This is a genomic window from Neoactinobaculum massilliense (assembly GCF_900604955.1).
GTDB lineage: Bacteria > Actinomycetota > Actinomycetes > Actinomycetales > Actinomycetaceae > Neoactinobaculum > Neoactinobaculum massilliense.
Window position 1 is genome coordinate 679689 of record NZ_UWPE01000001.1, and the last position, 22680, is coordinate 702368.

Annotated in this window: 24 protein-coding genes; 3 read left to right on the forward strand and 21 right to left on the reverse strand. The window is 63.9% G+C overall.

Annotation, left to right across the window (positions count from 1 at the left end):
• Positions 1-46: 46 nt before the first annotated feature.
• Positions 47-520, forward strand: a complete 474-nt coding sequence (locus EIH27_RS03005; RefSeq protein WP_124039487.1) for a tRNA (cytidine(34)-2'-O)-methyltransferase — start codon at positions 47-49, stop codon at positions 518-520.
• A 121-nt stretch (positions 521-641) separates the two neighbouring features.
• Here the strand turns inward: EIH27_RS03005 and EIH27_RS03010 are convergent, their stop codons facing one another.
• The 4 genes from EIH27_RS03010 to glgA all read right to left on the reverse strand — a co-directional run bounded on the left by EIH27_RS03010 (position 642) and on the right by glgA (position 4117).
• Positions 642-947: a helix-turn-helix domain-containing protein gene (locus EIH27_RS03010; protein ID WP_124039488.1), complete on the reverse strand. Its 306-nt coding sequence runs from the start codon at positions 945-947 to the stop codon at positions 642-644.
• Between the two features lie 139 nt (positions 948-1086).
• Positions 1087-1914: a TrmH family RNA methyltransferase gene (locus EIH27_RS03015; protein ID WP_420892143.1), complete on the reverse strand. Its 828-nt coding sequence runs from the start codon at positions 1912-1914 to the stop codon at positions 1087-1089.
• Positions 1915-2064: 150 nt separating this feature from the next.
• Complete coding sequence (locus EIH27_RS03020; protein ID WP_124039490.1) at positions 2065-2856, reverse strand: ABC transporter ATP-binding protein; 792 nt, start codon at positions 2854-2856, stop codon at positions 2065-2067.
• Positions 2857-2884: 28 nt separating this feature from the next.
• A complete protein-coding gene (glgA, locus tag EIH27_RS03025; RefSeq protein ID WP_124039491.1) occupies positions 2885-4117 on the reverse strand; it encodes a glycogen synthase in 1233 nt (410 codons plus the stop codon).
• Positions 4118-4210: 93 nt separating this feature from the next.
• On the opposite strand from glgA, the gene glgC reads away from it, so the two are divergent.
• Complete coding sequence (gene glgC, locus EIH27_RS03030; protein WP_124039492.1) at positions 4211-5464, forward strand: glucose-1-phosphate adenylyltransferase; 1254 nt, start codon at positions 4211-4213, stop codon at positions 5462-5464.
• A gap of 106 nt (positions 5465-5570) precedes the next feature.
• On the opposite strand, the gene EIH27_RS03035 is transcribed toward glgC, so the two are convergent.
• Both EIH27_RS03035 and EIH27_RS03040 read right to left on the reverse strand, forming a co-directional pair.
• Positions 5571-6068, reverse strand: a complete 498-nt coding sequence (locus tag EIH27_RS03035) for a SixA phosphatase family protein (protein ID WP_124039493.1) — start codon at positions 6066-6068, stop codon at positions 5571-5573.
• A gap of 9 nt (positions 6069-6077) precedes the next feature.
• Complete coding sequence (locus EIH27_RS03040; protein ID WP_124039494.1) at positions 6078-7694, reverse strand: ABC-F family ATP-binding cassette domain-containing protein; 1617 nt, start codon at positions 7692-7694, stop codon at positions 6078-6080.
• Positions 7695-7727: 33 nt separating this feature from the next.
• Between EIH27_RS03040 and EIH27_RS03045 the strand changes: the two genes are divergently transcribed.
• Positions 7728-8123: a hypothetical protein gene (locus EIH27_RS03045; protein ID WP_124039495.1), complete on the forward strand. Its 396-nt coding sequence runs from the start codon at positions 7728-7730 to the stop codon at positions 8121-8123.
• Between the two features lie 15 nt (positions 8124-8138).
• Here the strand turns inward: EIH27_RS03045 and EIH27_RS03050 are convergent, their stop codons facing one another.
• From EIH27_RS03050 to EIH27_RS03120, 15 genes are all read right to left on the reverse strand, one after another.
• Positions 8139-8489, reverse strand: a complete 351-nt coding sequence (locus EIH27_RS03050) for a metal-sulfur cluster assembly factor (RefSeq protein ID WP_124039496.1) — start codon at positions 8487-8489, stop codon at positions 8139-8141.
• Positions 8482-8952 (reverse strand): Fe-S cluster assembly sulfur transfer protein SufU, encoded by a 471-nt coding sequence (sufU, locus tag EIH27_RS03055; protein ID WP_124039497.1) that lies wholly within the window; start codon positions 8950-8952, stop codon positions 8482-8484. Before sufU ends, EIH27_RS03050 begins: the two co-directional genes overlap by 8 nt.
• On the reverse strand, positions 8952-10244 hold the full coding sequence (locus EIH27_RS03060; protein ID WP_124039498.1) for a SufS family cysteine desulfurase: 1293 nt from the start codon (positions 10242-10244) through the stop codon (positions 8952-8954). The genes sufU and EIH27_RS03060 overlap by 1 nt, the downstream gene beginning before the upstream one ends.
• Complete coding sequence (gene sufC / locus EIH27_RS03065; protein ID WP_124039499.1) at positions 10245-11000, reverse strand: Fe-S cluster assembly ATPase SufC; 756 nt, start codon at positions 10998-11000, stop codon at positions 10245-10247. It abuts the gene before it with no gap.
• 9 nt (positions 11001-11009) lie between these two features.
• A complete protein-coding gene (locus EIH27_RS03070) occupies positions 11010-11345 on the reverse strand; it encodes a non-heme iron oxygenase ferredoxin subunit (RefSeq protein ID WP_124039500.1) in 336 nt (111 codons plus the stop codon).
• On the reverse strand, positions 11342-12466 hold the full coding sequence (gene sufD, locus EIH27_RS03075) for a Fe-S cluster assembly protein SufD (protein ID WP_124039501.1): 1125 nt from the start codon (positions 12464-12466) through the stop codon (positions 11342-11344). The genes EIH27_RS03070 and sufD overlap by 4 nt, the downstream gene beginning before the upstream one ends.
• Complete coding sequence (sufB, locus tag EIH27_RS03080; RefSeq protein WP_124039502.1) at positions 12466-13917, reverse strand: Fe-S cluster assembly protein SufB; 1452 nt, start codon at positions 13915-13917, stop codon at positions 12466-12468. Before sufB ends, sufD begins: the two co-directional genes overlap by 1 nt.
• Before the next feature lie 111 nt (positions 13918-14028).
• Positions 14029-14706: a helix-turn-helix transcriptional regulator gene (locus tag EIH27_RS03085; protein ID WP_124039503.1), complete on the reverse strand. Its 678-nt coding sequence runs from the start codon at positions 14704-14706 to the stop codon at positions 14029-14031.
• Positions 14707-14844: 138 nt separating this feature from the next.
• Positions 14845-15453: an NUDIX domain-containing protein gene (locus tag EIH27_RS03090; RefSeq protein ID WP_124039504.1), complete on the reverse strand. Its 609-nt coding sequence runs from the start codon at positions 15451-15453 to the stop codon at positions 14845-14847.
• The gene (murJ, locus tag EIH27_RS03095; protein WP_241152946.1) at positions 15437-17062 is read right to left on the reverse strand and encodes a murein biosynthesis integral membrane protein MurJ; all 1626 of its coding nucleotides are present in this window, start codon (positions 17060-17062) and stop codon (positions 15437-15439) included. The genes EIH27_RS03090 and murJ overlap by 17 nt, the downstream gene beginning before the upstream one ends.
• Positions 17059-17874, reverse strand: coding sequence for a hypothetical protein (locus EIH27_RS03100; protein ID WP_124039506.1), 816 nt, complete (start codon positions 17872-17874; stop codon positions 17059-17061). Before EIH27_RS03100 ends, murJ begins: the two co-directional genes overlap by 4 nt.
• Complete coding sequence (locus tag EIH27_RS03105; RefSeq protein WP_124039507.1) at positions 17871-18839, reverse strand: copper transporter; 969 nt, start codon at positions 18837-18839, stop codon at positions 17871-17873. Before EIH27_RS03105 ends, EIH27_RS03100 begins: the two co-directional genes overlap by 4 nt.
• A 9-nt stretch (positions 18840-18848) precedes the next feature.
• Entirely contained in the window at positions 18849-20030 is a 1182-nt protein-coding gene (steA, locus tag EIH27_RS03110; protein ID WP_124039508.1) for a putative cytokinetic ring protein SteA, read from the reverse strand.
• 4 nt (positions 20031-20034) lie between these two features.
• On the reverse strand, positions 20035-21720 hold the full coding sequence (gene recN, locus EIH27_RS03115; RefSeq protein WP_124039509.1) for a DNA repair protein RecN: 1686 nt from the start codon (positions 21718-21720) through the stop codon (positions 20035-20037).
• Positions 21717-22556: an NAD kinase gene (locus EIH27_RS03120; protein ID WP_241152947.1), complete on the reverse strand. Its 840-nt coding sequence runs from the start codon at positions 22554-22556 to the stop codon at positions 21717-21719. The genes recN and EIH27_RS03120 overlap by 4 nt, the downstream gene beginning before the upstream one ends.
• Positions 22557-22680: the final 124 nt, after the last annotated feature.

Sequence of the window (22680 nt, forward strand, 5' to 3'; positions counted from 1 at the left end):
GGCCCGCCACACACGTTGACCGTCGCCTCCACTAGGCTGTGGCACCGTGTTCCATATCGTTTACTATGAGCCGCGAATTCCCGGCAATACCGGTGCCGCCATTCGCCTCGCCGCATGCACCGGCGCCACCCTCCATCTCATCGAGCCGCTCGGCTTCGATTTCTCGGATAAGCATTTGAAGCGCGCCGGCCTTGACTATCACGATCTTGCCGACGTCCATATTCACAAGAATTTCGACGCTTTCCTCGCGAATGTCGCCCCCGCGCGCATTTTCGGCTTCACGGGCCATACAGAAAATAACTACGCGGATATTGCCTATCGGGACGGCGATGCTCTCATGTTCGGCCCCGAACCCACCGGCATTCCCGCTCGCGTTCTCGCCCGCCCCGAGGTCACCATGGCACTACGTATCCCCATGCTGCCCCGCCGGCGCTCACTTAACCTCTCAAACGCTACCGCCATCGCCGTTTATGAAGCCTGGCGACAGGTGGGATTTGATGGCGCCACGAATTTTTCCTAGCGGACTAGGCCCATTTACGCCGCAAGCGAACATGGTTCGTTTCTTCCTTATGCCGACGTCGTAGGTTTTCGCTCACGTCCAGTGCAAGCGCACCGTCCGTACACAAGCGGTGCACACCCCGCTACTGTGTGCTTTCCTCCGCCAGCCGCGCTTTTTCGAAATCGTAGCGCTCCTGCACGGGCTCAAGCAGTTCAGAAACGGGAAGATCAAGCGCGTCGGCGAGACGCAGAATAGTCATCATGCGCGGGTTTGCCGGCCGCTCCGACTTATGATCCGAATGCCCTGACTCTAAGTCCTGAATAGTGGAGCGATTCACGCCCGAGGCAAGGGAAAGCTGCTCCTGCGTCATCCCCAAGGATTCCCGCCGACGGCGTACTGTACCCGCCATCGCATAAGCCACCCGGCTTTCGAGAATCGAATCCGCCACGCCCACACTTTGGGCCGAAAATGCCCACCGGAGCGACCGGGCATACCCGGCTTCCCACCGTGAAGGTGGCACGCAGCTCGCACTCCGGCCATACACACGCGCCCTACGGTAGGAACGTTCTTGGAAGCGAAGAGAACAGCTACACGCGTAACTCCCAGCACGCCACGGCGCTCGCGGCCGCTACATTAAGCGAATCCACTCCGCCGGCCATCGGAATAATAACGGAATAGTCCGCGTGGGCAATCGTCGCGTGCTTAAGACCGTCCCCCTCGGTACCCAGAATGAGGGCCACCTTCGAATCCGGGCTGCTCACCACCGGTAGCGCCGCAAATTCATCGAGCGATACCGAATCCGCCGCGAGCGCCAGTGCGGCCGTGGTGAATCCTTCAGCTTTCAGCAGGTCCATGGAGCGCGGCCACGCCGGGATACGCGTCCACGGCACCTGGAATACGGTGCCCATGGATACACGAACAGAGCGCCGGTAAAGCGGATCGGCAGAATCGTCGGTCACCAGCACCGCATCCACGCCCAACGCCGCGCAGGAACGGAAAATCGCGCCGACATTCGTATGGTCCACCAGCGCCTCCAGCACCACCACACGCCGCGCCGGTTTCCCGCCGCGGGCAGTACGTAGCAGTTCGGTCACGTCCGGCAGCATCGGCCGGTTCATGGCAGCCAGAGCACCGCGGTGCACCTTGAATCCAGTGATCGAGGTGAGCACCGTCTCGGGTGCGATGTATACCGGGACCGGTCCGCCGTCGTCCTGGCCGGTGGCCATCCGCACCCAGGGGGTGAGATCCGGGAGCCACTTAGGACTGGTGAGGAAGGAGCGTGGGGAGTGCCCCGCCTGAATGGCCCGCATAATGACTTTGGTTGATTCGGCCATGTAGAGGCCACGCTCGGTTTCCAGGTGGCGGCGGAGATTAACATCCGTGAGCCGCACGTAGTCGTCAAGTGCGGCATCCATCGAATCAGAGAGATATACGTACACTTTCTTATTCCGCGCGAACGCCCACGGTATCCCCCTTCCGGCCTGTGTTAACACCCTGCGCATCAGCTGCGGCATCGCAGCGTTTCACCCGGGAATGCTGGAGGCCGCTCAATACCGCACCCCCGATCATGCGTCTTCTCGCACCAGTCGAGCCGAGTATCGCCCGCTCTCATAGCTGACGCTAAGCGGTAGCTTAAACAGTGTCGATAGATGCTCCGCGGTGATGACCTCACCAATGGGCCCCTGGGCCACGATTCGACCACTATCCATGAGGAGCGCATGCGTAAAGCCCTCCGGAATCTCTTCCACGTGGTGTGTCACCATGATGAACACCGGCGTAGAAGGCTGGGAGGCAAGGGCGGAGAGGGAGGCCAGCACACGCTCACGCCCGCCCAGATCCAACCCCTCCGTCGGCTCATCAAGCACCAGAAGTTCCGGGTTGGGCATGAGTGCGCGGGCGATACCCAGCCGCTTGCGTTCACCGCTGGAAAGCACCCCCACCCTGCGCTGCGCGATGCCCTCCAAGCCGAGCGCCGCTAGGAGCCGGCCCGCCCGCGCGTCGTCGGACTCATCGAATTCTTCCCGCCACGCAGCTAGGTGACCGTAGGCGGCCGTCCGAACGGACTCAAAAACCGTCTCATCATCCGGGACCATCGCATCAACGGCGGCGGATGTCATGCCAATAAAACTGCGCAGTTCGGACAGGTCCGTTCCACCCAGTTTCTCCCCCACCACCTCGGCCTGACCGGAGGTGGGGAACACGCGCCCGGCAATGAGCTGGACCAGGGTGGATTTCCCGGCGCCGTTGGGCCCCAGGATCACCCACCGCTCCCCCTCATTCACGGTCCAGGAGACGGAGTCAAGAATGGTGGTTCCCGAGCGGCGCACGGTAGCTCCGCGGACTGTCAACACATGCATATTTCCACCCTAGCGGAGCAGATCCGCACTAGCCGAGAATGTCCGTGTAGAAACGGAGCGTTTGCCGGGCAATTTCATCCCAGGAGAATTCGCGCTCCACCCGCTCCCGTCCGGCCCTGCCCATGGCGGCCGCGCGCTGCGGATCACCAACCATTGCCGCCAGGCGCTCACCCAGATCCTTCTCAAACTGCTCCGGATCAAGCGGCGTGCCCGTGCCATCCTGTTTCTGCTCAATCGGCACCAGGAGACCGGTTTCTCCGTCCACGATGCAGTCCGGTATTCCGCCCGTGTTCGTGCCCACCACCGGCAGGCCGCAGGCCATCGCCTCCAGATTGACGATGCCGAGCGGCTCATAGATGGAAGGCGTGACAAACGTAGTGGAGCAGGATTCGAGGGCCACAATGTCCGCGTGGGGCAGGTGTTCTTCGATCCACACGACGCCGGGGCGGGAAGCTTGAAGATCGCGCACGAGGGTACGTGTTTCCGCCGCAATTTCAGGGGTGTCCGGCGCGCCGGCCAGGAGAATTACCTGCGCCTCCTCCACGTAGCGCAGCGCCCGCAGCAGGAACGGAACACCTTTCTGACGGGTAACTCGCCCTACGAAGATGACGGTGGGCTTCTCCGGATCGAGTCCCGTACGCGTCCGGAAAATTGCGCGCGCCTCCTCCCATTCCGTCTCACTGTGGGGCGCCCGCCAGGCCTCCAGATCAATGCCGTTGTGAATCACCCGCACGCGATTCGGGTCCACAGATGGGTAGGCGCGCAGAATGTCCTCGCGCATGCCACGCGATACGGCAACAATGCCCGCCGCATCCTCGTAAGCGGTGCGCTCCGCCCAGGAGGAGAGCTCGTAACCCCCACCCAGTTGCTCACGTTTCCACGGACGCAGCGGTTCGAGGGAATGAGCGGATACCACGTGGGGAATACCGTGGTAGAGATGGGCCAGATGCCCGGCCATATTTGCGTACCACGTGTGTGAATGGACAATGTCTGCACCGGCAATGTCCTCCACCATGGTGAGATCCGTTCCCAGCGCCTTGAGGGCACCATTAGCCTTCCCCAGCGCGTCCGGTGCCGAATATCCGGTGAGATTCACGCCGTCCGGCACATCCGCCAGCTCCGAAGGACTGCGTTCGCCGTCGAAGGCACGCACGTGTACCTCCGCCAGTGGAGCAAGAGCACGCGACAATTCCGTGACGTGCACGCCAGCGCCGCCATACACGTGGGGCGGATATTCACGAGTAAGAAGATCTATGCGCATAATCACACCCTACCGGTTCCGGACTCACACGCCCACAAAGTCCACACTCCGCACCGCTGCGTGGCATGCGTCACCATCCGCTAGGCTATAGATATGACAAAGAATCCGAGGGTCCTCGCTATCGTCTTGGCCGGCGGCGAGGGCAAGCGTCTCATGCCTCTCACCAAGGACCGAGCAAAGCCGGCCGTCCCCTTTGGGGGAATCTATCGGCTCATTGATTTCTCTCTATCAAACATTGTTAACTCCGGTTTTCTCCAGGTAGTGGTGCTCACCCAATACAAGTCCCACTCCCTGGATCGCCATATTTCCCGCACCTGGCGTATGTCCAATCTGCTGGGAAACTACGTGGCCCCGGTGCCGGCCCAGCAGCGCGTGGGTAAGTCCTGGTATTTAGGCAGCGCGGACGCCATCTACCAGTCCCTCAACGTCATTGAGGATGAAAAACCGGACTACGTGGTGGTGACGGGTGCGGACAACATTTATCGCATGGATTTCTCACAGATGCTCGAGCAGCACCTGGAGATGGGATTTGATCTCACCATTGCGGGTATTCGCCAGCCCATGGAACTGGCTCCGTCCTTCGGAGTGATTGATACGGATAAAGAGGACGCCCGCAAGGTCACCCGCTTCCTAGAAAAGCCGCAGGACACCACGGGGCTGGGGCTACCGGACGCGCCGGACCAGTTCCTTGCCTCCATGGGCAACTACATTTTCACCACGGATGCGCTCTACGACGTGCTCAATCAGGATGCGGAGGATTCCTCGTCCGCGCATGACATGGGCGGCTCGATTGTGCCCATGTTCGTTGAGGCCGCCAACTGCGGCGTCTACGACTTCTCGAAGAACCGCATCCCCGGGGAGGGCAACGAACTGGATCGCGACTACTGGCGTGACGTGGGCACCATTGACTCCTATTACGCGGCGAACATGGACCTCATCTCCGTGGTACCCGAATTCAACCTGTACAACGATCGCTGGCCCATCTACGCGGGCTACACCGGGCTTCCACCGGCCAAGTTCGTCTATGGGCACCATGAGAGGCTCGGGCACGCCCTTGACTCCATCGTCTCCCCCGGCGTGATCATTTCCGGCGGCGAGGTGATGGGCTCCGTGCTCAGTCCCGGCGCACGTATTAATTCGTGGTCATCCGTACGCGAATCCGTACTGTTTGACCACGTCAACGTGGGGCGCAACGCCACCGTCATTCGCTCCATCGTGGATAAGAACGTGCAAATCGAGGAGGGCGCTCAGCTGGGGGTCAATCACGACTATGACCGCGAGCGCGGCTTCTATGTGAGCGATGGCGGTATCACCGTGGTACCGAAGAACGCGGTGGTACACCGGTAGGATGCCGCGTTCGGGGCCGGCGTGCCGGGCCGGTGCCCGCCGGATAACCCGGGCGCGGTCTCGAGTTTGCCCGCGCGCGAATAAGGTGCCCGGGCGCATCGCCCACTCAGATGCCCGGCCGCACCACGGCGTCGACCCGAAGCATCCGCGCGTCCAGGTCCGTCCAGTCCTCCGCGGTCACCAGGCGCCCCACGGAGAAGGTGGCCGTCGAGAAGCTCGCGTATCCCGCGGTCACACCGGGCGAATCCGGGGCCGCGAGCAGCGCGGTGGCCGCACTCATAGTGGGTTCGTGACCCACCACCAGTACGGTGTCCGCCTCCCCCGCGGTCGCTTTCACCAGTGCGACGACGTCGCGCCACCCCGCACTGTAGAGGTCCCGTTCTACACGCACCGCGCCGGCTTTGATACCCGCGCGCGCAAGCGTCTCCCATGTTTCCTGCGTACGCGTGGCGCCCGAGACAAGCGCCAGGTCAATCGGAGTGAACTTCTCCAGGCGCGGCGCTTGGACGCGTACCTGGTCCCTGCCGTGCGGGGTGAGCGGACGGGAAAAATCTGAGGCGCCGCCGCCGGCCAGCCCGTGCCGCATGAGAATGAGCGTTTTCACGTCCCGACCCTATGCCAGCGAGATGAGATCCAGGTAATCCTCTGACCAGAGATCCTCATCCCCATCGGGCAGCAGTAGCACGCGCTCAGGCTTCAATGCGGCCACCGCACCCTCGTCGTGAGAGACCAGGATTACCGCACCCTCATACTTGGCAAGCGCGGCCAGCACCTCGTCACGGGAGGCCGGGTCAAGATTGTTGGTTGGTTCGTCAAGCAGCAACACGTTCGCACCACTCACCACCAGCATGGCCAGGGCCAGCCGTGTCTGTTCACCGCCGGAGAGCACGCCAGCGGGTTTGTCGGCGTCGGCCCCGGAGAAAAGGAAGGAACCCAGCACGGAACGCAGGCCCGTCTCGTCAAGGTTCGGGGGCGCCACGAAACGGAGATTGTCCACCACGGTCTTGTCGTTATCGATTGTTTCGTGTTCCTGAGCGTAGTAGCCAAGCTTAAGGCCATACCCGCGGATCACGTCACCCGAATCCGGCTGCTCCACGCCGGCCAGAATCTTGAGAAGCGTGGTTTTACCCGCGCCGTTGAGCCCCAGCACCACCACACGGCTGCCACGATCAATGGCCAAATCGATACCGGTGAACACCTCAAGCGACCCGTAAGTTTTCGTCAGGCCCTTCGCCTGCAGCGGGGTGCGGCCCGCCGGGGCCGGATCCGGGAAACGCAGGTTCGCCACCCGATCCTCCTGCTGCACCTCTTCGAGCCCCTCAAGCAGTTTCTCCGCGCGGCGCGCCATCTGCTGGGCGGCCACCGCCTTCGTGGCCTTCGCGTGAAGTTTCTCCGCCTGCGCCCGCAGCTGCGCCGCCTTCTTCTCCGCGTTCGCGCGCTCGCGGCGACGGCGCCGCTCATCCGTCTCACGCTGCTTGAGATAGGCGTTCCACCCCATGGAGTACTGATCGAGTACGCCCCGGTTCGCATCCAGGTGCCAGATTGCCGTGGCCGTATCCTCCAGTAGTTCCACCGAGTGGGAAATCACCAGGAACCCGCCGGCATACGTTTTGAGGTGATCTCGCAGCCACACGATCGAATCATGGTCCAGGTGGTTGGTGGGCTCGTCCAGCAGCAGGGTGTCGGCCTGAGAAAAGAGGATGCGCGCCAATTCCACGCGCCGCCGCTGCCCACCGGAGAGCGTGTCCAGCGGCTGGTCGAGGAGACGCTCGGCCAGCCCCAGCGCCGCCGCCATCTGGGCCGCCTCCGCATTCGCCGCGTAACCGCCAGCCGCCGTGAATTCGTCATTGATACGCACGTAGCGCTCCATGGCCTTTTCCTGCTTCGCCCCGCTCAGCGTGGACATCTCATGTTCGGCTTTGCGCAGCCGGCGAAGCAGCGCACCAATTCCACGCGCCTCAAGAATGCGATCACGGACACGCTCCTGGCCGTTGCCCACATGCGTATCCTGCGGGAGATAACCAATCGAACCGCCGCGCCCCACCGTACCCTCATGCTCCACCAGCGTGGAGGCGTTCGGATCATCCGCAAGCAGCCTCATGAGCGTAGTTTTTCCCGCACCGTTACGCCCCACCAGCCCGATCCGGTCCCCCTTGGCAATCTGGAACGTGGCGTGACAAAGGAGCGCGCGGGCTCCAATGCGGATACTGAGGTCATTGGCGGTAATCATCCCGGCAACTCTACCGCGCGGCATACTGGTGGCATGCGCGATGCGGAACACAAGGCCATAACGGACGACGCCGAATCGATCATGGGCAGCGCCACGGGGATCGGATCGAATCCGCCCGTGCCTGGCGCACGCCGCGTCTCACCGGCTCCGGCACCGCGTGCGTTTCGGGTACTGGTGGTGGTCATGGCAGCCAGCGTGGTGGCTGCTGCCGTGGCGGACTCCGTGCCCGCACGGCTCATCGCGTGGGGCGTGGCGGCACTGGCCTTCGTGTGGTGGGCGGCGGCGCTGGGCCGCGAGCAGGCACGGCTCCACCACCGGGGCGAATCAATGAATCGCCGAGCCGGCATGGCGGTGGGGGTGACCGGCGCCACCGGGTTTATTGCCGTGGCGGCCACCGGCGTGCTGCTGGCGCAGGCACTGGTAGCCTAGCGGGCCCGCCGTGCGCTAGATATTAAAGCCCAGCGCGCGGAGCATATCCCGGCCGTCATCGGTGATGCGCTGAGGTCCCCACGGTGGCAGCCACACCCAGTTAATCTGAACCGAAGAGACAATCCCTTCCGTGGCCGCAGCCGTTTGCTGCTCAATAAGATCCGTGAGCGGGCATGCAGCCGATGTGAGCGTCATGTCAATGGTCGCGTCCGTGCCATCCGTGGTGACGCCGTACACCAGTCCCAGGTCCACCACGTTGATGCCCAGCTCCGGGTCAATGACGTCCTTGAGTGCTTCGAGCACAACATTCGGATCCACGTCCTCCTCCACCTTCCTGGTGAAGTCTGTGACCGCATCCTCACTCATCGCCTCTCTCCCTTCTTGCCAGGGCCTGATCGGTGGCGTCGCGAACAGCCATCCAACCGAGCAGCGCGCACTTAATTCGCATGGGGAATTTAGCCACTCCCTCAAAAGCGGCCGCATCCTCCAGCGCGGACATTTTTTCCGCCGTTAAATCATGCCCGCGCGAGTCCATGAGTTCGCGGAACGTGGCGTAGAGATCCGCCAGTTCGTCAATGGACCTGCCCTCCACCAGGTCATGCATGATGCCAATCGAGGCCTGCGAAATAGAGCAGCCGTCCCCCTGCCAGCCGAGTTTTTCCACCCGGCTACCGTCCTTGGACAGCTTCACCTTGACGGTGATGCGATCCCCGCAGACGGGGTTCATCTGGAAACTCTCGCCCTCGGCATCCGCCAGGTCCTCCTCTCCGCTCCGCTCCCGCGCGGCGTCAAGAATGATCGCCTGGTACATCTCATCCATATCACTCATTACTTCTCCACTCCAAAGTACGCACGCACCCCCGCAAGCGCATCCAAGAACGCGGCCACGTCGTCGACGTCGTTGTAGGGACCGAAGGACACCCTGTTCGACGCCGTCACGCCGAAGTGCGCGTGGATAGGTTGCGCGCAGTGATGACCGGTACGTATGGCCACGCCGGCGGCGTCGAGCACCTGACCGACGTCGTGGGGATGCACACCGTCCACGGTGAACGCGATAATGCCGGTGCGGTTCGCCCCATCCGCGGGGCCGAGCACCCGCACGCCCGGTATCTCCGCCATGCCGGCGAGCGTGCGCGCGGTGAGAGCCCGCTCCGAGGTGGCCACGTTTTCCATGCCGAGTTTCTCCAGGTAGCTCACCGCCTCAGCCAACCCGATGGCCTGCACCACCGGTTGGGTGCCCGCCTCAAAGCGGGCGGGCGGCGCCGCAAAGGTGGTGCGCTCCATGGTGACCAGTTTGATCATGGAACCACCCGTGAGGAACGGAGGCAGGGCATTGAGCAGTTCGCGGCGCCCATAGAGCCCGCCAATCCCCGTGGGTCCCAGCATCTTGTGGCCGGAGAAGACGGCAAAATCCACGTCCAGCGCATGGACATTCACCGGCATGTGTGGCACAGACTGACACGCATCCAGCACCGTGATGGCGCCCACCGCTTTCGCCGCCGCCACGATCTGGGCAACGGGCGAGACCGCACCGGTCACGTTGGACACGTGCGTGAAGGCCACAATCTTGGTGGTGCTGTCAATCCGGTCCAGTGTGGCCGGGTCAATGCGCCCCTCGGGATCGAGGTCCAGCCAGCGCAACGTGGCCCCCGTGCGGGCCGCCAGCTCCTGCCACGGCACCAGGTTTGCGTGATGCTCAGCACGGGTGGTGACGATGGAATCACCCGGTGCGAGGCGAAACTTCTCCGTCAGCGCCGGATCATAGGCGCCGGCGTGGTCCGAATCGGCGAGCGCCTCCCCACGCCCCAGTGAGGCGTTGGAGCAGGCATAGGCGAGCAGGTTGAGCGCCGCGGTGGAACCCGAGGTCCACACAATCTCCCCCGGGTCCGCCCCCACGAAGGCGGCCACCGTGGCCCGCGCGTCCTCGAAGGCCAGCGTGGACTCGGCCGCGAGCGTGTGCGCGCCGCGCTTGACCGCACCATTGGTTTCGCTATCAAAACGAACCATGGCGTCCATCACCGCGCGGGGACGCTGAGAGGTGGCCCCGGAATCCAGGTAGACGAGCCGGTGCCCGTTCACCCGCCGGGAGAAAATAGGGAAATCACTACGCGGCGCTAGCACCTAGGCCTCCACGTATTCGTCGTATCCGTTGGCTTCCAGTTCTTCGGCCAGCTCGGGGCCACCGGTACGAACAATCTGCCCGTGAGCAAATACGTGCACGAAATCCGGCTTCACGTACTGGAGAATGCGGTTGTAGTGGGTGATGAGAAGGATGGAGTTCTTGGTGCGCTGGTGCACATCCATGATGCCCTCGGACACCACGCGGAGCGCGTCCACGTCCAGGCCCGAATCTGTCTCATCGAGAAGCGCGATCTTGGGCTCGAGTAGCTCCATCTGGAGCACCTCGGTACGCTTTTTCTCACCACCGGAGAAGCCCACGTTGAGGTCACGCTTGATGAAGTCCGAATCCACCCGGAGGGTCTTGGTCACCTCGTTGAGTTTCGAGGTCCACTCACGCAGCTTGGGTGCGTGACCGTCAATCGAGGTTTTGGCCGTGCGGAGGAAATTGGTGACGGATACACCCGGCACCTCCACCGGGTACTGCATGGCCAGGAACAGGCCGGCCCTTGCCCGCTCGTCCGGCGTCATGTCCGTGATGTCCTCGTCGTTCAGGTAAATCTTGCCCGAGGTGACCCTGTACTTGGGGTGGCCGGCCACCGTGTAGGCGGTGGTGGACTTGCCCGAACCGTTGGGACCCATGATCGCGTGAATCTCATTGTCCCCAATGTGGAGGTTAACCCCGTGGAGAATCGGCTTCTCTTCACCCTCCTTGGTGATGACCGAGGCGTGTAGATCCTTAATATCAAGTGTTGCCATGCTGGCTCCTTAAATGGTGTGGTCAACGTCCACAAGGACGTCCGCGCCGGAAATCTCCAACGCAAAAACTGGTACTGGTTTGACGGCGGGAAGGGAATTGGGCTTACCCGTGAAAAGATCGAAGCTGGAGCCATGTTTCCAGCACTCGATCTCATGGTCGAATACGTCACCCTCTGAGAGAGAGACGCGGGCGTGGGAGCAGGTATCGCCAATGGCGTGCCAGGTTCCATCCGAATCTCTGGCCACGCACACGAGGATTTGTTTCCCGGCCCCATCCGTCAGCGTCACCTGTGTGGCGGCAGCCGGCTCCACCTCGGTGGTGGCGCATGCACGTTGCAGGCTCACGCGTCCTCCCCCAGATCCAGTTCCCGCTCGATGGCACCCATGAGTTTCTCCCGCACCGGCGCCACATCAATCTGATCCACCAGTTCTGCGAAGAAACCACGCACCACCAGGCGGCGCGCCACGCTGGCCGGAATACCGCGGGCCTCGAGGTAGAACAGCTGCTCCTCATCGAAACGACCGGTGGCCGAGGCGTGCCCGGCCCCCACGATGTCACCGGTGAGTATCTCCAGGTTCGGCACGGAGTTGGCCAGCGCGCCATCGGTCAGCACCAGGTTGCGGTTGAGCTCATACGTGTCCGTCTGGGCAGCATCCGCCCGAATCAGGACGTCACCCACCCACACGGAATGGGCGTCCTTCCCCGCCAGCGCACCCTTGTACGTGGTGCGGGACTTGCAGTGGGCCGGCTTGTGGTCCACGAATACGCGGTGTTCGTGGTGGCGGCCCGCCTCCGTAATGTAGGCACCCAGCAGATTCGACTCGGCGCCCTCGCCCTCGAAGGTCTGTTGCGTGGTAACACGGACAAAATTGCCGCCAATGGTCACCACAATGTGCCGGAGCTTCGCGTTACGCCCCAGGCTCAGGCGCTGAGCGGAGTGCATGGCGCCGCTGGGTTCCTGCTCCTGGACGGAGACGATGGTGACATCGGCGTCGTCCCCAACGCGCGCCTCCACGGTTTCCGTAAGATTGCCGGCGCCCGTATGCTCAAGCACCACGACGCCACTGGCTCTGCTCGGCACGTCCACGAAGGTGTGTACCGCGCTCATGCCGGTGGGCGCGTCAATCCGTAGAACGGCGTCGGCGTGCTCACCAAGCGTCACCACATGCGAGGTGCGGAACGCCGCCCAGGCCAGTGCCGCAGCACGGTCGTCGGGACGCCCCACGGTGCCAAGCCGCGGATCCTCGCGCCCCACTTCCTCAATCGTGACGTTATCCGCGTTTTCTACGGTCACGTGTGCCGGGGCCATATCCTGCGAGGCTTCAACGAACGGCGCGGCCCGGTCCATCGGCGTAAACCGCCAGTTTTCCTCATCGTCGCCGCCGCGAGGCACCGCGAAATCGTCCGGGTCAAATGAGGTGAGCCGGTCCGATCGGTCCGAATGCTTCAATTGCGTGGCCTCCATTAGCCGACGCTCCCTTCCATCTGCAGGTCAATAAGCCGATTAAGCTCCAGGGCGTACTCCATGGGCAATTCGCGTGCGATGGGCTCCACAAAACCACGCACAATCATGCCCATGGCCTCCTGCTCGGAGAGGCCACGCTGCTCCAGGTAGAACAGTTGGTCCTCACTCACCTTCGTGACCGTCGCTTCGTGTCCCATCTCGACGTCGTCGGTGCGCACGTCCACGTAGGGGTAGGTATCGGTGCGGGAAATGTCATCCACCAGCAGTGCATCGCACACCGTATTGGACTTCGAACCGTGCGCGTCCTCCGAAATCTCCACGAGACCGCGGTAGGCGGAGCGCCCGCCACCACGGGAAATGGACTTGGACACGATGGACGAGGTGGTGTTCGGCGCCATGTGGTACATCTTCGCGCCGGTGTCCTGATGCTGACCCGGGCCCGCGAATGCGGCCGAAAGCGCCTGGCCATGCGCGTGCTCTCCCAGGAGCATGCAGGAGGGGTACTTCATGTTGATGCGCGAGCCGATGTTGCCATCCACCCACTCCATCGCGCCACCCTCCTCAACCGCGGCGCGCTGAGTCACGAGGTTGAGCACGTTGTTGGACCAGTTCTGCACCGTCGTATAGCGGCAGTGCGCGTTCTTTTTCACCACGATCTCCACGATGGCTGCATGCAGCGAATCCTCCGAGTAGATCGGCGCCGTGCACCCCTCCACATAGTGGACCGAGGAGCCCTCGTCGCAAATAATGAGCGTGCGCTCGAACTGGCCCATCGCCTGCGTGTTGATGCGGAAATAGGCCTGCAGCGGGATTTCCACGTGCACGTTCTTCGGCACATAGACAAAGGAACCACCGGACCACACCGCCGTGTTGAGGGAGGCGAACTTGTTGTCTCCGGCGGGGATAACCGTGCCGAAGTACTCCTTCACCAGGTCCTCGTGCTCACGCAGCGCCGTATCCGTGTCCACGAAAATAACGCCCTGGGCAGCCAGATCATCACGGATGGAGTTGTAGACCACCTCGGACTCATACTGAGCCGCCACACCGGCCACCAGGCGCTCTTTTTCCGCTTCGGGAATACCCAGCCGGTCATAGGTGGTCTTAATATCGCTGGGCAGCTCGTTCCAGTCCTTGGCCTGTTTATCGGTGGCGCGCACAAAGTACTTGAAATCATCGAAATTGATGCCGGAAAGATCTGCACCCCACGTGGGCATCGGGCGCCGCTCGAATAGCTTGAGCGCTCGCAAGCGCCGCTTGAGCATCCATTCTGGTTCGTGCTTCGCCGCGGAGATGGAGCGAACCACGGACTCGTCAAGCCCGCGCCTAGCTCTCTCCCCCGCCTCGTCGGAGTCATGCCAGCCGAATTCGTAGGCGCCGGAGAGCGATGCAATAGCCTCGTCCTGCTCGCGTACGGCATCAGCTACGGCAGCCTCGTGCCGAGTCTGTGTCATGTTCATCCTTTCTGCAGTGCCGGAGCATGCCGCCCCGATACGTTTCCTGGCGCCCACCCGCGCCTCTCCCAACGGCGGCGGGGCGGATAGGCCCGCATTTCTATGCGGCGGTTAGGCGGTTGTGCGTCGCACTGGCGCGCCACCCGGAATCGACACGTTGCACACGTGTGCCCCGCCGGCAATGGTCGAAAGCCGCTGCACGTGCGTATCCAGAAGGCGCCCCACGGCACGCGTTTCTGCCTCACATAATGCTGGTACGTGCTCGGCCACCTCGAGAATAGGGCAGTGTCCCTGGCAGAGCTGGAGGGTGGTGGTACCCGCCACGCGCCGAACCGACGTGGCGTATCCGTCCTGGGTGAATGCCCGCGCCAACGCCTGTGCGCGCTTGCGGAGAGAGTTGCCTCCTTTTTCGACGACGCCGCCGTAGCGCGTCACCAGTTCCGCTTCCCGTTTCTGCGCGAATTGTTCTACGCCCGTCGGGCCGAGTTCCTGCCGCACAAAATCGAATACTCGGTTCGCCAGGGATCCGCACGCATCCCCCAGGACCGACTGCCCGGAATCCGTGGCCACATACTTCCGCGCTGGACGTCCTCGACGCGCATGATCGGATACGTGGGCCGTATATTCCTCGATCTGGCCGGCACGTTCCAGGTGCGCCACGTGTCTGCGTACAGCGGCGGGTGTGAGCACGGTGATCTGAGCCAGCTCAGTGGAGGTAATTGGTCCGTTCTCAACAATGAGGCGGAGGATGCGGTCCCGTGTGCGTTCATCAACAGCAACTCGCGGCATTTGAGTCTCCTCTCAGCTCGCCCCATTTTAGCAACGTAGCAATTGCGAAAACAATGTGGACGGGTCGGAGTGTCTACGTTTCGTGAACGGCGTGGCGCTGTACGACGCCGCGGCACGGCCTCACGTAGGCGAGTGCCCCTATTCCACGGAATGCCCGGGGTGACGGCGTCGTGAGGACCGCGCGGTGTACGCCAGTACAGCGGTAACCAGCGTGGGCGAGGACAACCGACCCTCCAGCACGCCCTCCAAAACTTCGCTCACGGGCACCCACCGGCGTTCGATCTCGGCTTCCTCATCCACGCGCGGGAAGGGCTCCTCGGCCCGGGTGGAATGCTCGGCAAGGTAACACGTCAAGCGCTCGTTCCCCGCGCCGGGCGAGGAAAAGAACGTGCACAGGAATGTGAGGTGGGAGGCCACTAAATCGGCTTCCTCACGCAACTCGCGGACCGCTGCGGCTTCGGGCGCCTCGCCCTCCACATCGAGCATGCCGGCCGGAATCTCCCAGAGTAGCGCATGAACCGGATGGCGATACTGCCGGATAAGTAGCATTTCGGGGCCGGCCGTCCCGCCGCGCACGGCCATGACCGCCACGCCGTCGTGACGCTCCATCCATTCGCGATTCATTCGCGCGCCCGTCGTGGCAAGTTCCAGGTTGTCCACCCACGCCCGTGACACCGCACCGTGAAAACGCTCCTCATGGGAGAGCAGACGGGCGTGGTGCGGTGCGAATTCATCTTTCAGTTCCATGCTTCACCTCTAGTGACTTTGGTGCCCCGAACTCGGGATGCCGCGTGCCCGTCAGCGCACTACGATCCAGCCCCACGATGGTGGCGGCGCCCAGCCCAAGCGTGAGTATGCCGCCAGCTCCAGCCGCGATCAGCGCGCCGAGCACCGAATGGCCCATCGCCGTCAGAATCCACCGGGCTACCCACCATCCGGCCAAGCCCGCCACGGTTGCGGCCGGCACCATAATAAGTGCGGAACGCCCCACACCGGCGAGTGCCCGGTGTCCCACAGCCCGGTGCACCGCCCAGAGTTGGCCCACGGCAGCCACGCTCATACCAACGCTGATGCCGACGCCGATAGCCGTCAGCACACTCGCGCGCCCCTGCGTTCCGGCCAGCCAGTATCCGGCCACCACGGCGGCCACTCCCAACCAGGCACCCACGTTGACGGCCGCCACAGCACGGGGTCTATCGGTGGCGAACAGTACACGGGAGCAGTGGTAAATGAGCGAATAGCCGAGCAGCCCGGGTGCCATGCACACCAGGGCGTGGGCCATGCCGTCCACCGGACGTACCACGGCAAATACGTATTCTGCCGGCACGGCGACGGCCGCAAGCAGTGCCACACAGAGAATCCCCACGTCCACCACCAGCCGGGTGGATGCCGCGGTGAGGCGTGCCAGTCCCGGCCGCCCCGGCAGCGCGGCGGCTTCGGCCAGCCGCGGGTACACGGCGGTGGCAATGGGTACCGCCAGCACCGCATAGGGCACCATATAGACCTGATTAGCAAACGTGTAGACCGGATAGGTGCCCACATCCCCGCGCGCGTTGGCGAACACCATAATGGCCACAATTTGCACCTGCTGCGCCACCACGCCGCCGATACCGGCGGCGGCCAGTGTTGCCGCACGCCTGCCCACACCGGCGGGAAAACGTAGGGTGGGGCGAACCCTGCTGAGGCGCAGGACAGGAATGAGCTGCGGCAGCGAAAATGCCACGACGCCGAGCGTGGTTCCCCACCCCAGCACGTAAACGGCGGCGGTGGACAGCGCCGCCGGATGGGCTTGCTGGCCGGCGGCTACCGCCTGAAACACCGCAAATGCGGCAATGACGGTTACGGAGGAGAGCGCCGGAGCCAGTGCCGGGAGGACAAAATGCCGGTGCGCCTGCAATACGCCGGTGCACACGGCGGCCAGCCCGTAGAGTGGAACCTGCCAGGAAAAAGTGCGCAGCAGAGTGGCGCCCAGCGCCATTTCATCGGGCTTCGCGGCCGGTAGCAGCACAGTCACAACGGCGTTGGCCCCCGCGGTGAGGAGCAGCGCCATCGGCACCGTTAGCGCAACCACCCACGTGAGTAGAGCAGAGACGGTGCGGTCGGCCTCGTCCTGTAGCTGCCTGGCGAGGAAACCGGATACCAGCGGAATGACGGCAGCCGCCAGCGCGCCGCCAGCCACCACCTCAAAGAGCACATTGGGCACCGTGTTCGCGGTGGAATAAGCCTCCCCGGCCTCGGTGGCACCCACCGCCCAGTTCTGCACCCATACGCGCACGAACCCGATGAGGCGCGAAAGCAGAGTCAGCGCAGCGATGGATCCGGCGGCCGATAGTGCCGCCCGACGCAGCGATCTCACGCGTCTGCCCCGCGTCCCCATCGGTCGAGTGCCGCCAGCCACGGCGTGGAAGCGATGATTCGGCTGAAGGAGTAGCGCTCCGAGAGCGCATTAAGTGCGACGACGACGACGAGTGCCGGCCAGCGCACGCCCGCCGGCGCGGCGGCAAGCGCGTATCCCAGCGTAGCGCCGAGGGCGTTCGAACCCAGGTCGCCGAGCATGGTTGTGCCGTGCGCATCCTCCGGGAAACAGACAGCACCGGTTGCGAGGACAGCGCCGGCCAGCGGCCCGGTGGGAGCTGTGGCGAGCGTGAGGGGCAGAGCCAGCGCGCCCGCGCCCTTGAGCGCTCGAGCTGGGCGAAGGTCGAGAAGATTGACCGCATTCGCGGTGCCTGCAATAAGGGCGGCCTGGCAGCCCCACGTCATGGTGCGGATCAGCCCCGAACCGGACCGTTTCATCCCGGCTGCCGCCAGTGCGCCGCCCGTACCGATGATGCAGATTTTCGCCAAACCGCTGGTGAGCTGACCGTGCCGCAACGCCCCTAGGTGCCCCTTGAATCCCTTTGCGGCCGCTGGGAACCGATCCTCACAGTGGTCGTCAATGGCACCCGCAACGGCACCGGCAAGCGCCGCGAACGAGCCGCCCGACGCACCGGCGGCTGCAGCGCCCGCTACCACGCCCATGGCGGCCGCGATGCCTTCACCGAGTCCCACGGTGCGGCCATCTCCCGCCACCCGTGTCCACTCGGCGCCCGGGAGGGCATGGCTGACCCACCGGCCAACCGCCGCCCCCGTGAGCGCGCCCAGTACGGCACGCGTACGTGTAAACCTCACTTGGACGAGGACTCTGCGGACGGCGTGTACCGCGTCCCGATAGCGGCGTCGGCGCCCTTCTCTGAGCCGAGAGCCTCATGCTTGCCGGACAGCTCCGCGCCAAGTGCCAGCACGGTATTAATGGTGGCCGTATCCGTGCCGAGCGAATCCACCGTGGAGCCGCTCCCCTCACCACGAATAGCAGCGAGCAGATCATCATCGCCGCCACCGATAGCCACGGAGGGCCCAACCGCGCTCATACCCGCAAAGGCAGCCCGGTAGGTGGTGGCGTTGGCGGATTCGAGCGCCGCCGCGCTGGCATCCGCACTGGGCGTTGTGGACGTATCCGACGTATCGGCCGGAAGGGACGGCGTCACCAGCACCACGGCCGTAGCCGCAGCCTTGGGGGTAGCCGCCGTTTGAATGAGCGGATTATCCCCGCTCGAGAGCGTGGTCAGGATCGCGGACACGTTGGAATCCGAAGGGTCCCCACGCAGCGCGGTGGCCACGGCCCGCCCCAGTGTCTCCTCCGTGCTGGCGTTGTCCGGCACGTCCGTCAGGTACTGCGTGAGCGAATCGGCGATCGTGGAGCGGTAGGAGCTTGTGGCCGCATCCGAGAACGCCTCGGTCAAGGAGACCACACCGGACACGGATCCACCGGCCTTCGTGATTTCCTGCTGTACCTTTTGAATATCCTCATCGGAGGCATCCGGGGTGACAGCGAAGCCAATGCGCTGCCCCTTAAGCGTGCCGGCGGTCAGTTGCTCGCCGGCGGCCAGCACGGCCGTGTTGGCGGCGTCGAGCTGCGCATTCGCCGTGTCCAGCTGGGTGCGCATGTCGTCCCGGGAGGCGCGCAGTGAATCCAGCTGCCCGGACAGTTCGTTACCGAGCGAGCCCTGCAGCGGCCCCGCCCCAAGAATGATGCCCACCGCCAGCGCCAGAAACACGGACACCAGCGAAACCAAGTGATAGCGAAAATCAACCATGAACGTCCTCTAGAACAAATTCGTCAGCGAGTGCCACACGTCGCCCAACCATGTGGCGATGAGGCTAAGCGTGAGCCGGCCGGTGGTGGTGGAGGCAAGCGCCACCAGGACGGCCGCCAGGCCGGCCACCACCAGCAGGGCAATCATGCCGTTGGAGATGCGGGAGCGGTAAAGCCGCGAAACGCCTTTCGCATCAATGAGTTTTCCGCCCACGGCCAGGCGCGTAAGGAAGGTGGACGCCATGCCGCTGCGGCCTTTGTCCAGGAATTCCACGAGCGTGTTGTGCGTACCCACGGCCACGATCAGCCGTGCCCCCTTGGCGTTGGCGAGCAGCATGGCCACGTCCTCCGAGGTGCCCGTGCAGGGGAACACCACGTGGGGCACGCCCAGGTCCTCGACCCGCTTTTTGCCCGGCGCACGCCCGTCACGATATGCGTGCACCACGATCTCCGCACCGGAGCGCAGTAGCGCCCGATCGGATACCGAATCCATGTCCCCCACAATAATGTCCGGCTTGTATCCGGTCTCAAGGATCGCGTCCGCACCACCGTCCACGCCGATGAGCAGTGGCCGGTACTCACGAATGTAGGGCCGCAGCGCCGCAATATCCTCCTTGTAGCGGTATCCGCGCACCACCACGAGGACGTCGCGCCCGGCAATCTTCGTGCGAATATCGGGCACCCCGAGGCCATCAAAGATGAGGTCCTTTTCACGGCCGATGTATTCCTGCGTGTTCGTGGCGAACGCCTTGAGCTGTGTGGCCATGCCCGCCTGCGCCTCTTTGGCCGCACGCGCAATAGTTTCCGCGGTCTGTACGGTGCCGGCCGCGATCACCTCCCCGTTTCTGCGCACCTCGCCGTTCTCATCCACCTCAACACGGTCGCCATCTCGCAGGTCCATGACGGCCGGCCCCAGATCGTCAATGAGCGGCACACCGGCTTCATTAAGAATTCCGGGTCCCAGGTTGGGATAGCGCCCCGAGGTCGATTTAGCCGCGTTCAGTACGGCGGCTGGTTTGCGTTCCACGAGGCTTTCGGCTGCTACCCGATCCAGATCCACGTGGTTGATGACGGCAATATCGCCTTCTTGGAGGCGCCGCGTGAGCTTCTTGGTTCGGGGGTCCACGCGCGCCGAGCCCACGATTGCGCCGTCGGGCTGCTCCTCATGTCGCTTACCGAGATGAAATACCACGGATTTATCGTGCCACACTTACCTCGGCGAGGAGTTCAGCGGCGTGGGCGCGTCCCAGTGTCGTATCGGTGCCGGCCAGCATACGCGCCAATTCCTCAAGACGTGCTTCTCCGGTCACCTCGTGAACCGCGGTTTTGGCCATGCCTTTCGTTGTCTTTTTCACGACGACGGCGTGGGTGCTCGCGTGGGCAGCCACCTGGGCCAGGTGGGTAACCACGATGGCCTGGTTTACCTTGGCTAGCCGCGCCAATCGGGCACCCACGGCCAGCGCTGCGCGCCCGCCCACGCCGGCATCCACCTCGTCAAAAATGAGGGTTTGGTGGGCATGGCCGGAGCGCGCGGCAAGGGCCACTTCAAGGGCCAACATGATGCGTGAGAGCTCACCACCCGACGCGCTCTTGGCGAGCGGCGCGAGAGGCGCACCACGGTGAGATGCGAGCCGGAACGTGACGGAGTCCATTCCACTGGGTCCCGGTTCAGTGGGCGTGAGAGCAATATCAAAATGCGCATCCGGGAGGGAGAGCGCGGGTAATTCGGCTTCGACCGCTTGCGCGAGGGCGGTGGCAGCGGCGGTGCGCGCCGCCGTGAGCGCGGCCCCGGCGGCGTGCATAGACGCATCAGCCGCAGCCAATTCGGCTTCCAGCTGCTGCCGTGTTTCTTCCGGATCGCCCAGTGCGGCCAGATCCGCACGAGCGCGTTCAGCAGCCGCCAGCGCCTCGGGAATATCCATGCCGATGTCCTTGCGCAGTCCGGCAAGGGCCTGCCGCCGGGCGTAGATGGCGGCGAGGCGTTCGGGCTGCGCCTCGTTATGGGCCGCGAGATCCGCTAATTCGGCACCGATATCCGTCACTTCCGCCGCTACGGATTCGAGCCGCTCGCGCAGCCCCGCCGTCGAATCTACGCCGCTCAGTTTCTCGAGTGCTGCCGCTATCGTGGCGGCCGCCGGCTGTTCCTCCACGTCCGAACCAGTCAGGGCCGAGGCTGCCGCAGAAAGCGCGTCGTAGCGGTCTTCCGCTCCTTCTAGCTCACGCGCTTCTGCTCGGAGCGCCTCATCCTCTCCCTCCTCGGGGGCAACGGCGTCGATCTTGTCCAAGAGGGCGCGCGCTGCCAGCCGACGTTCGGCGGCCTTCGCCACGGAGGCGTTGAATGCATCGAGCTTGTCCTGTGCCGTCGTGTACGCCGAATATGCCGCGGCCCATTTCTCTATCTTTCGCCGGATCTCCGTACCGTAGGCGTCCAGGGCTGCTCGCTGCTGTGCGGGCCCGGCTAGGCGCAGCTGATCGGCTTGCCCGTGAATGGTCACCAACTGGGAGGTGACTTCATTGAGCAGTGCGGTGGGGACGGATCGTCCGCCCAAAAATGCTCGGGACCGCCCGGTAGCCGGCACCACTCGCGCGGCGAGCAGTACCGCACGCCCGTCCTCGACGTCGACGCTGCCGCCCGCTTCCCGTACGCGCGCCACCACGGGGTGATCGGGGTCGATCACAAAGGTGCCCTCCACGGTTGCCTCGCGGGCCCCAACCCGCACCTTCGACGGATCCGCTTTTGCGCCGAGCAGTAGCTGGAAGGATGTGATTGCCATTGTCTTGCCGGCGCCCGTTTCACCCGTCAGCGCCGTGAGGCCGGCTCCCAGCGGCAGTTCGGCCTCCTCAATGACGCCCAGGTTGGTGATACGTACACGCTCGATCACGCGGCCCCCTCGGATCGCCACCCCTGCACGGGAAGATGAAACTTTTTCACTAGTCGCTCGGAAAACAGGGTGGAGCCGAGCCGGGCCAGCTTAATGGATGTTTCTCCCTTGGTGGCTAGGATTTCTGTGCCCGCCGGCGCATTAATGGAGCGGCGGCCGTCGCACCACACCACGGCTTCCTCCTCGGTGATGCGCACCCCGGCGACAGAGTTCGGACTAACCACAAGGGGACGGCTGAATAGGGTGTGCCCGGCGATGGGCACAATAATCATGGCTTCCACGTCCGGCCACACCACGGGGCCGCCCACGGAGAAGTTGTAGGCGGTGGACCCGGTGGGGGTGGAAAATACCAGACCATCCGCGCGAAATGCGGATACGGCACGCTGATCCACCGCGAAGCTCACGCCAATCATTCGGGAGGAGGGGCTTTTTTCAATCGATACGTCGTTCAGCGCCCAGTTGGTGGTCACGGTGCCATCCGGCAGCGTGACGCGCAGTCCCATGGTCATGCGTTCGTCCACCTGCCAGTCACGCTGCACAATTCGTGCCACGACCGTGGGCAATTCGTCAGGCTCGGCTTCCGAAAGGAAACCCAGATGACCATAGTTAATTCCGAGGATGGGTACACCCACCGTGCGAGCAATCTCGGCGCCACGCAGGATGGTACCGTCCCCGCCCATCACCAAGATAAGTTCGGCACCGCGTGCACCCGCGGGCGTTTCGCTGGTATCCACTTCGAAACCCTCGGCCTCCAGAAGGGTACGCAGCACCGCCGCAGTTTCTCGCACCTCGGCGCGGTCACCGCGGTGAATCACCATGGACACTAAACGCCTCAACTGGGCCTCCTTTACTTCGACCATGCTACCCGCGTGAGCCCCGTCGCTTGACGCCCGGTGAATCTCAGCGGCGCCGGTAATCGTGGACGCTATGGGCCTGCCGGAAGCCCCACCGTCAGCGTCG

Excerpts from the sequence above, each read along its gene's own strand:
- EIH27_RS03015 (WP_420892143.1), bottom strand. The coding sequence starts at position 1,914 with ATGGATGCCGCACTTGACGACTACGTGCGGCTCACGGATGTTAATCTC.
- EIH27_RS03020 (WP_124039490.1), bottom strand. The coding sequence starts at position 2,856 with ATGCATGTGTTGACAGTCCGCGGAGCTACCGTGCGCCGCTCGGGAACC.
- glgA (WP_124039491.1), bottom strand. The coding sequence starts at position 4,117 with ATGCGCATAGATCTTCTTACTCGTGAATATCCGCCCCACGTGTATGGC.
- glgC (WP_124039492.1), top strand. The coding sequence starts at position 4,211 with ATGACAAAGAATCCGAGGGTCCTCGCTATCGTCTTGGCCGGCGGCGAG.
- EIH27_RS03040 (WP_124039494.1), bottom strand. The coding sequence starts at position 7,694 with ATGATTACCGCCAATGACCTCAGTATCCGCATTGGAGCCCGCGCGCTC.
- EIH27_RS03045 (WP_124039495.1), top strand. The coding sequence starts at position 7,728 with ATGCGCGATGCGGAACACAAGGCCATAACGGACGACGCCGAATCGATC.
- EIH27_RS03050 (WP_124039496.1), bottom strand. The coding sequence starts at position 8,489 with ATGAGTGAGGATGCGGTCACAGACTTCACCAGGAAGGTGGAGGAGGAC.
- sufU (WP_124039497.1), bottom strand. The coding sequence starts at position 8,952 with ATGAGTGATATGGATGAGATGTACCAGGCGATCATTCTTGACGCCGCG.
- sufC (WP_124039499.1), bottom strand. The coding sequence starts at position 11,000 with ATGGCAACACTTGATATTAAGGATCTACACGCCTCGGTCATCACCAAG.
- sufD (WP_124039501.1), bottom strand. The coding sequence starts at position 12,466 with ATGGAGGCCACGCAATTGAAGCATTCGGACCGATCGGACCGGCTCACC.
- sufB (WP_124039502.1), bottom strand. The coding sequence starts at position 13,917 with ATGACACAGACTCGGCACGAGGCTGCCGTAGCTGATGCCGTACGCGAG.
- EIH27_RS03085 (WP_124039503.1), bottom strand. The coding sequence starts at position 14,706 with ATGCCGCGAGTTGCTGTTGATGAACGCACACGGGACCGCATCCTCCGC.
- EIH27_RS03090 (WP_124039504.1), bottom strand. The coding sequence starts at position 15,453 with ATGGAACTGAAAGATGAATTCGCACCGCACCACGCCCGTCTGCTCTCC.
- EIH27_RS03105 (WP_124039507.1), bottom strand. The coding sequence starts at position 18,839 with ATGGTTGATTTTCGCTATCACTTGGTTTCGCTGGTGTCCGTGTTTCTG.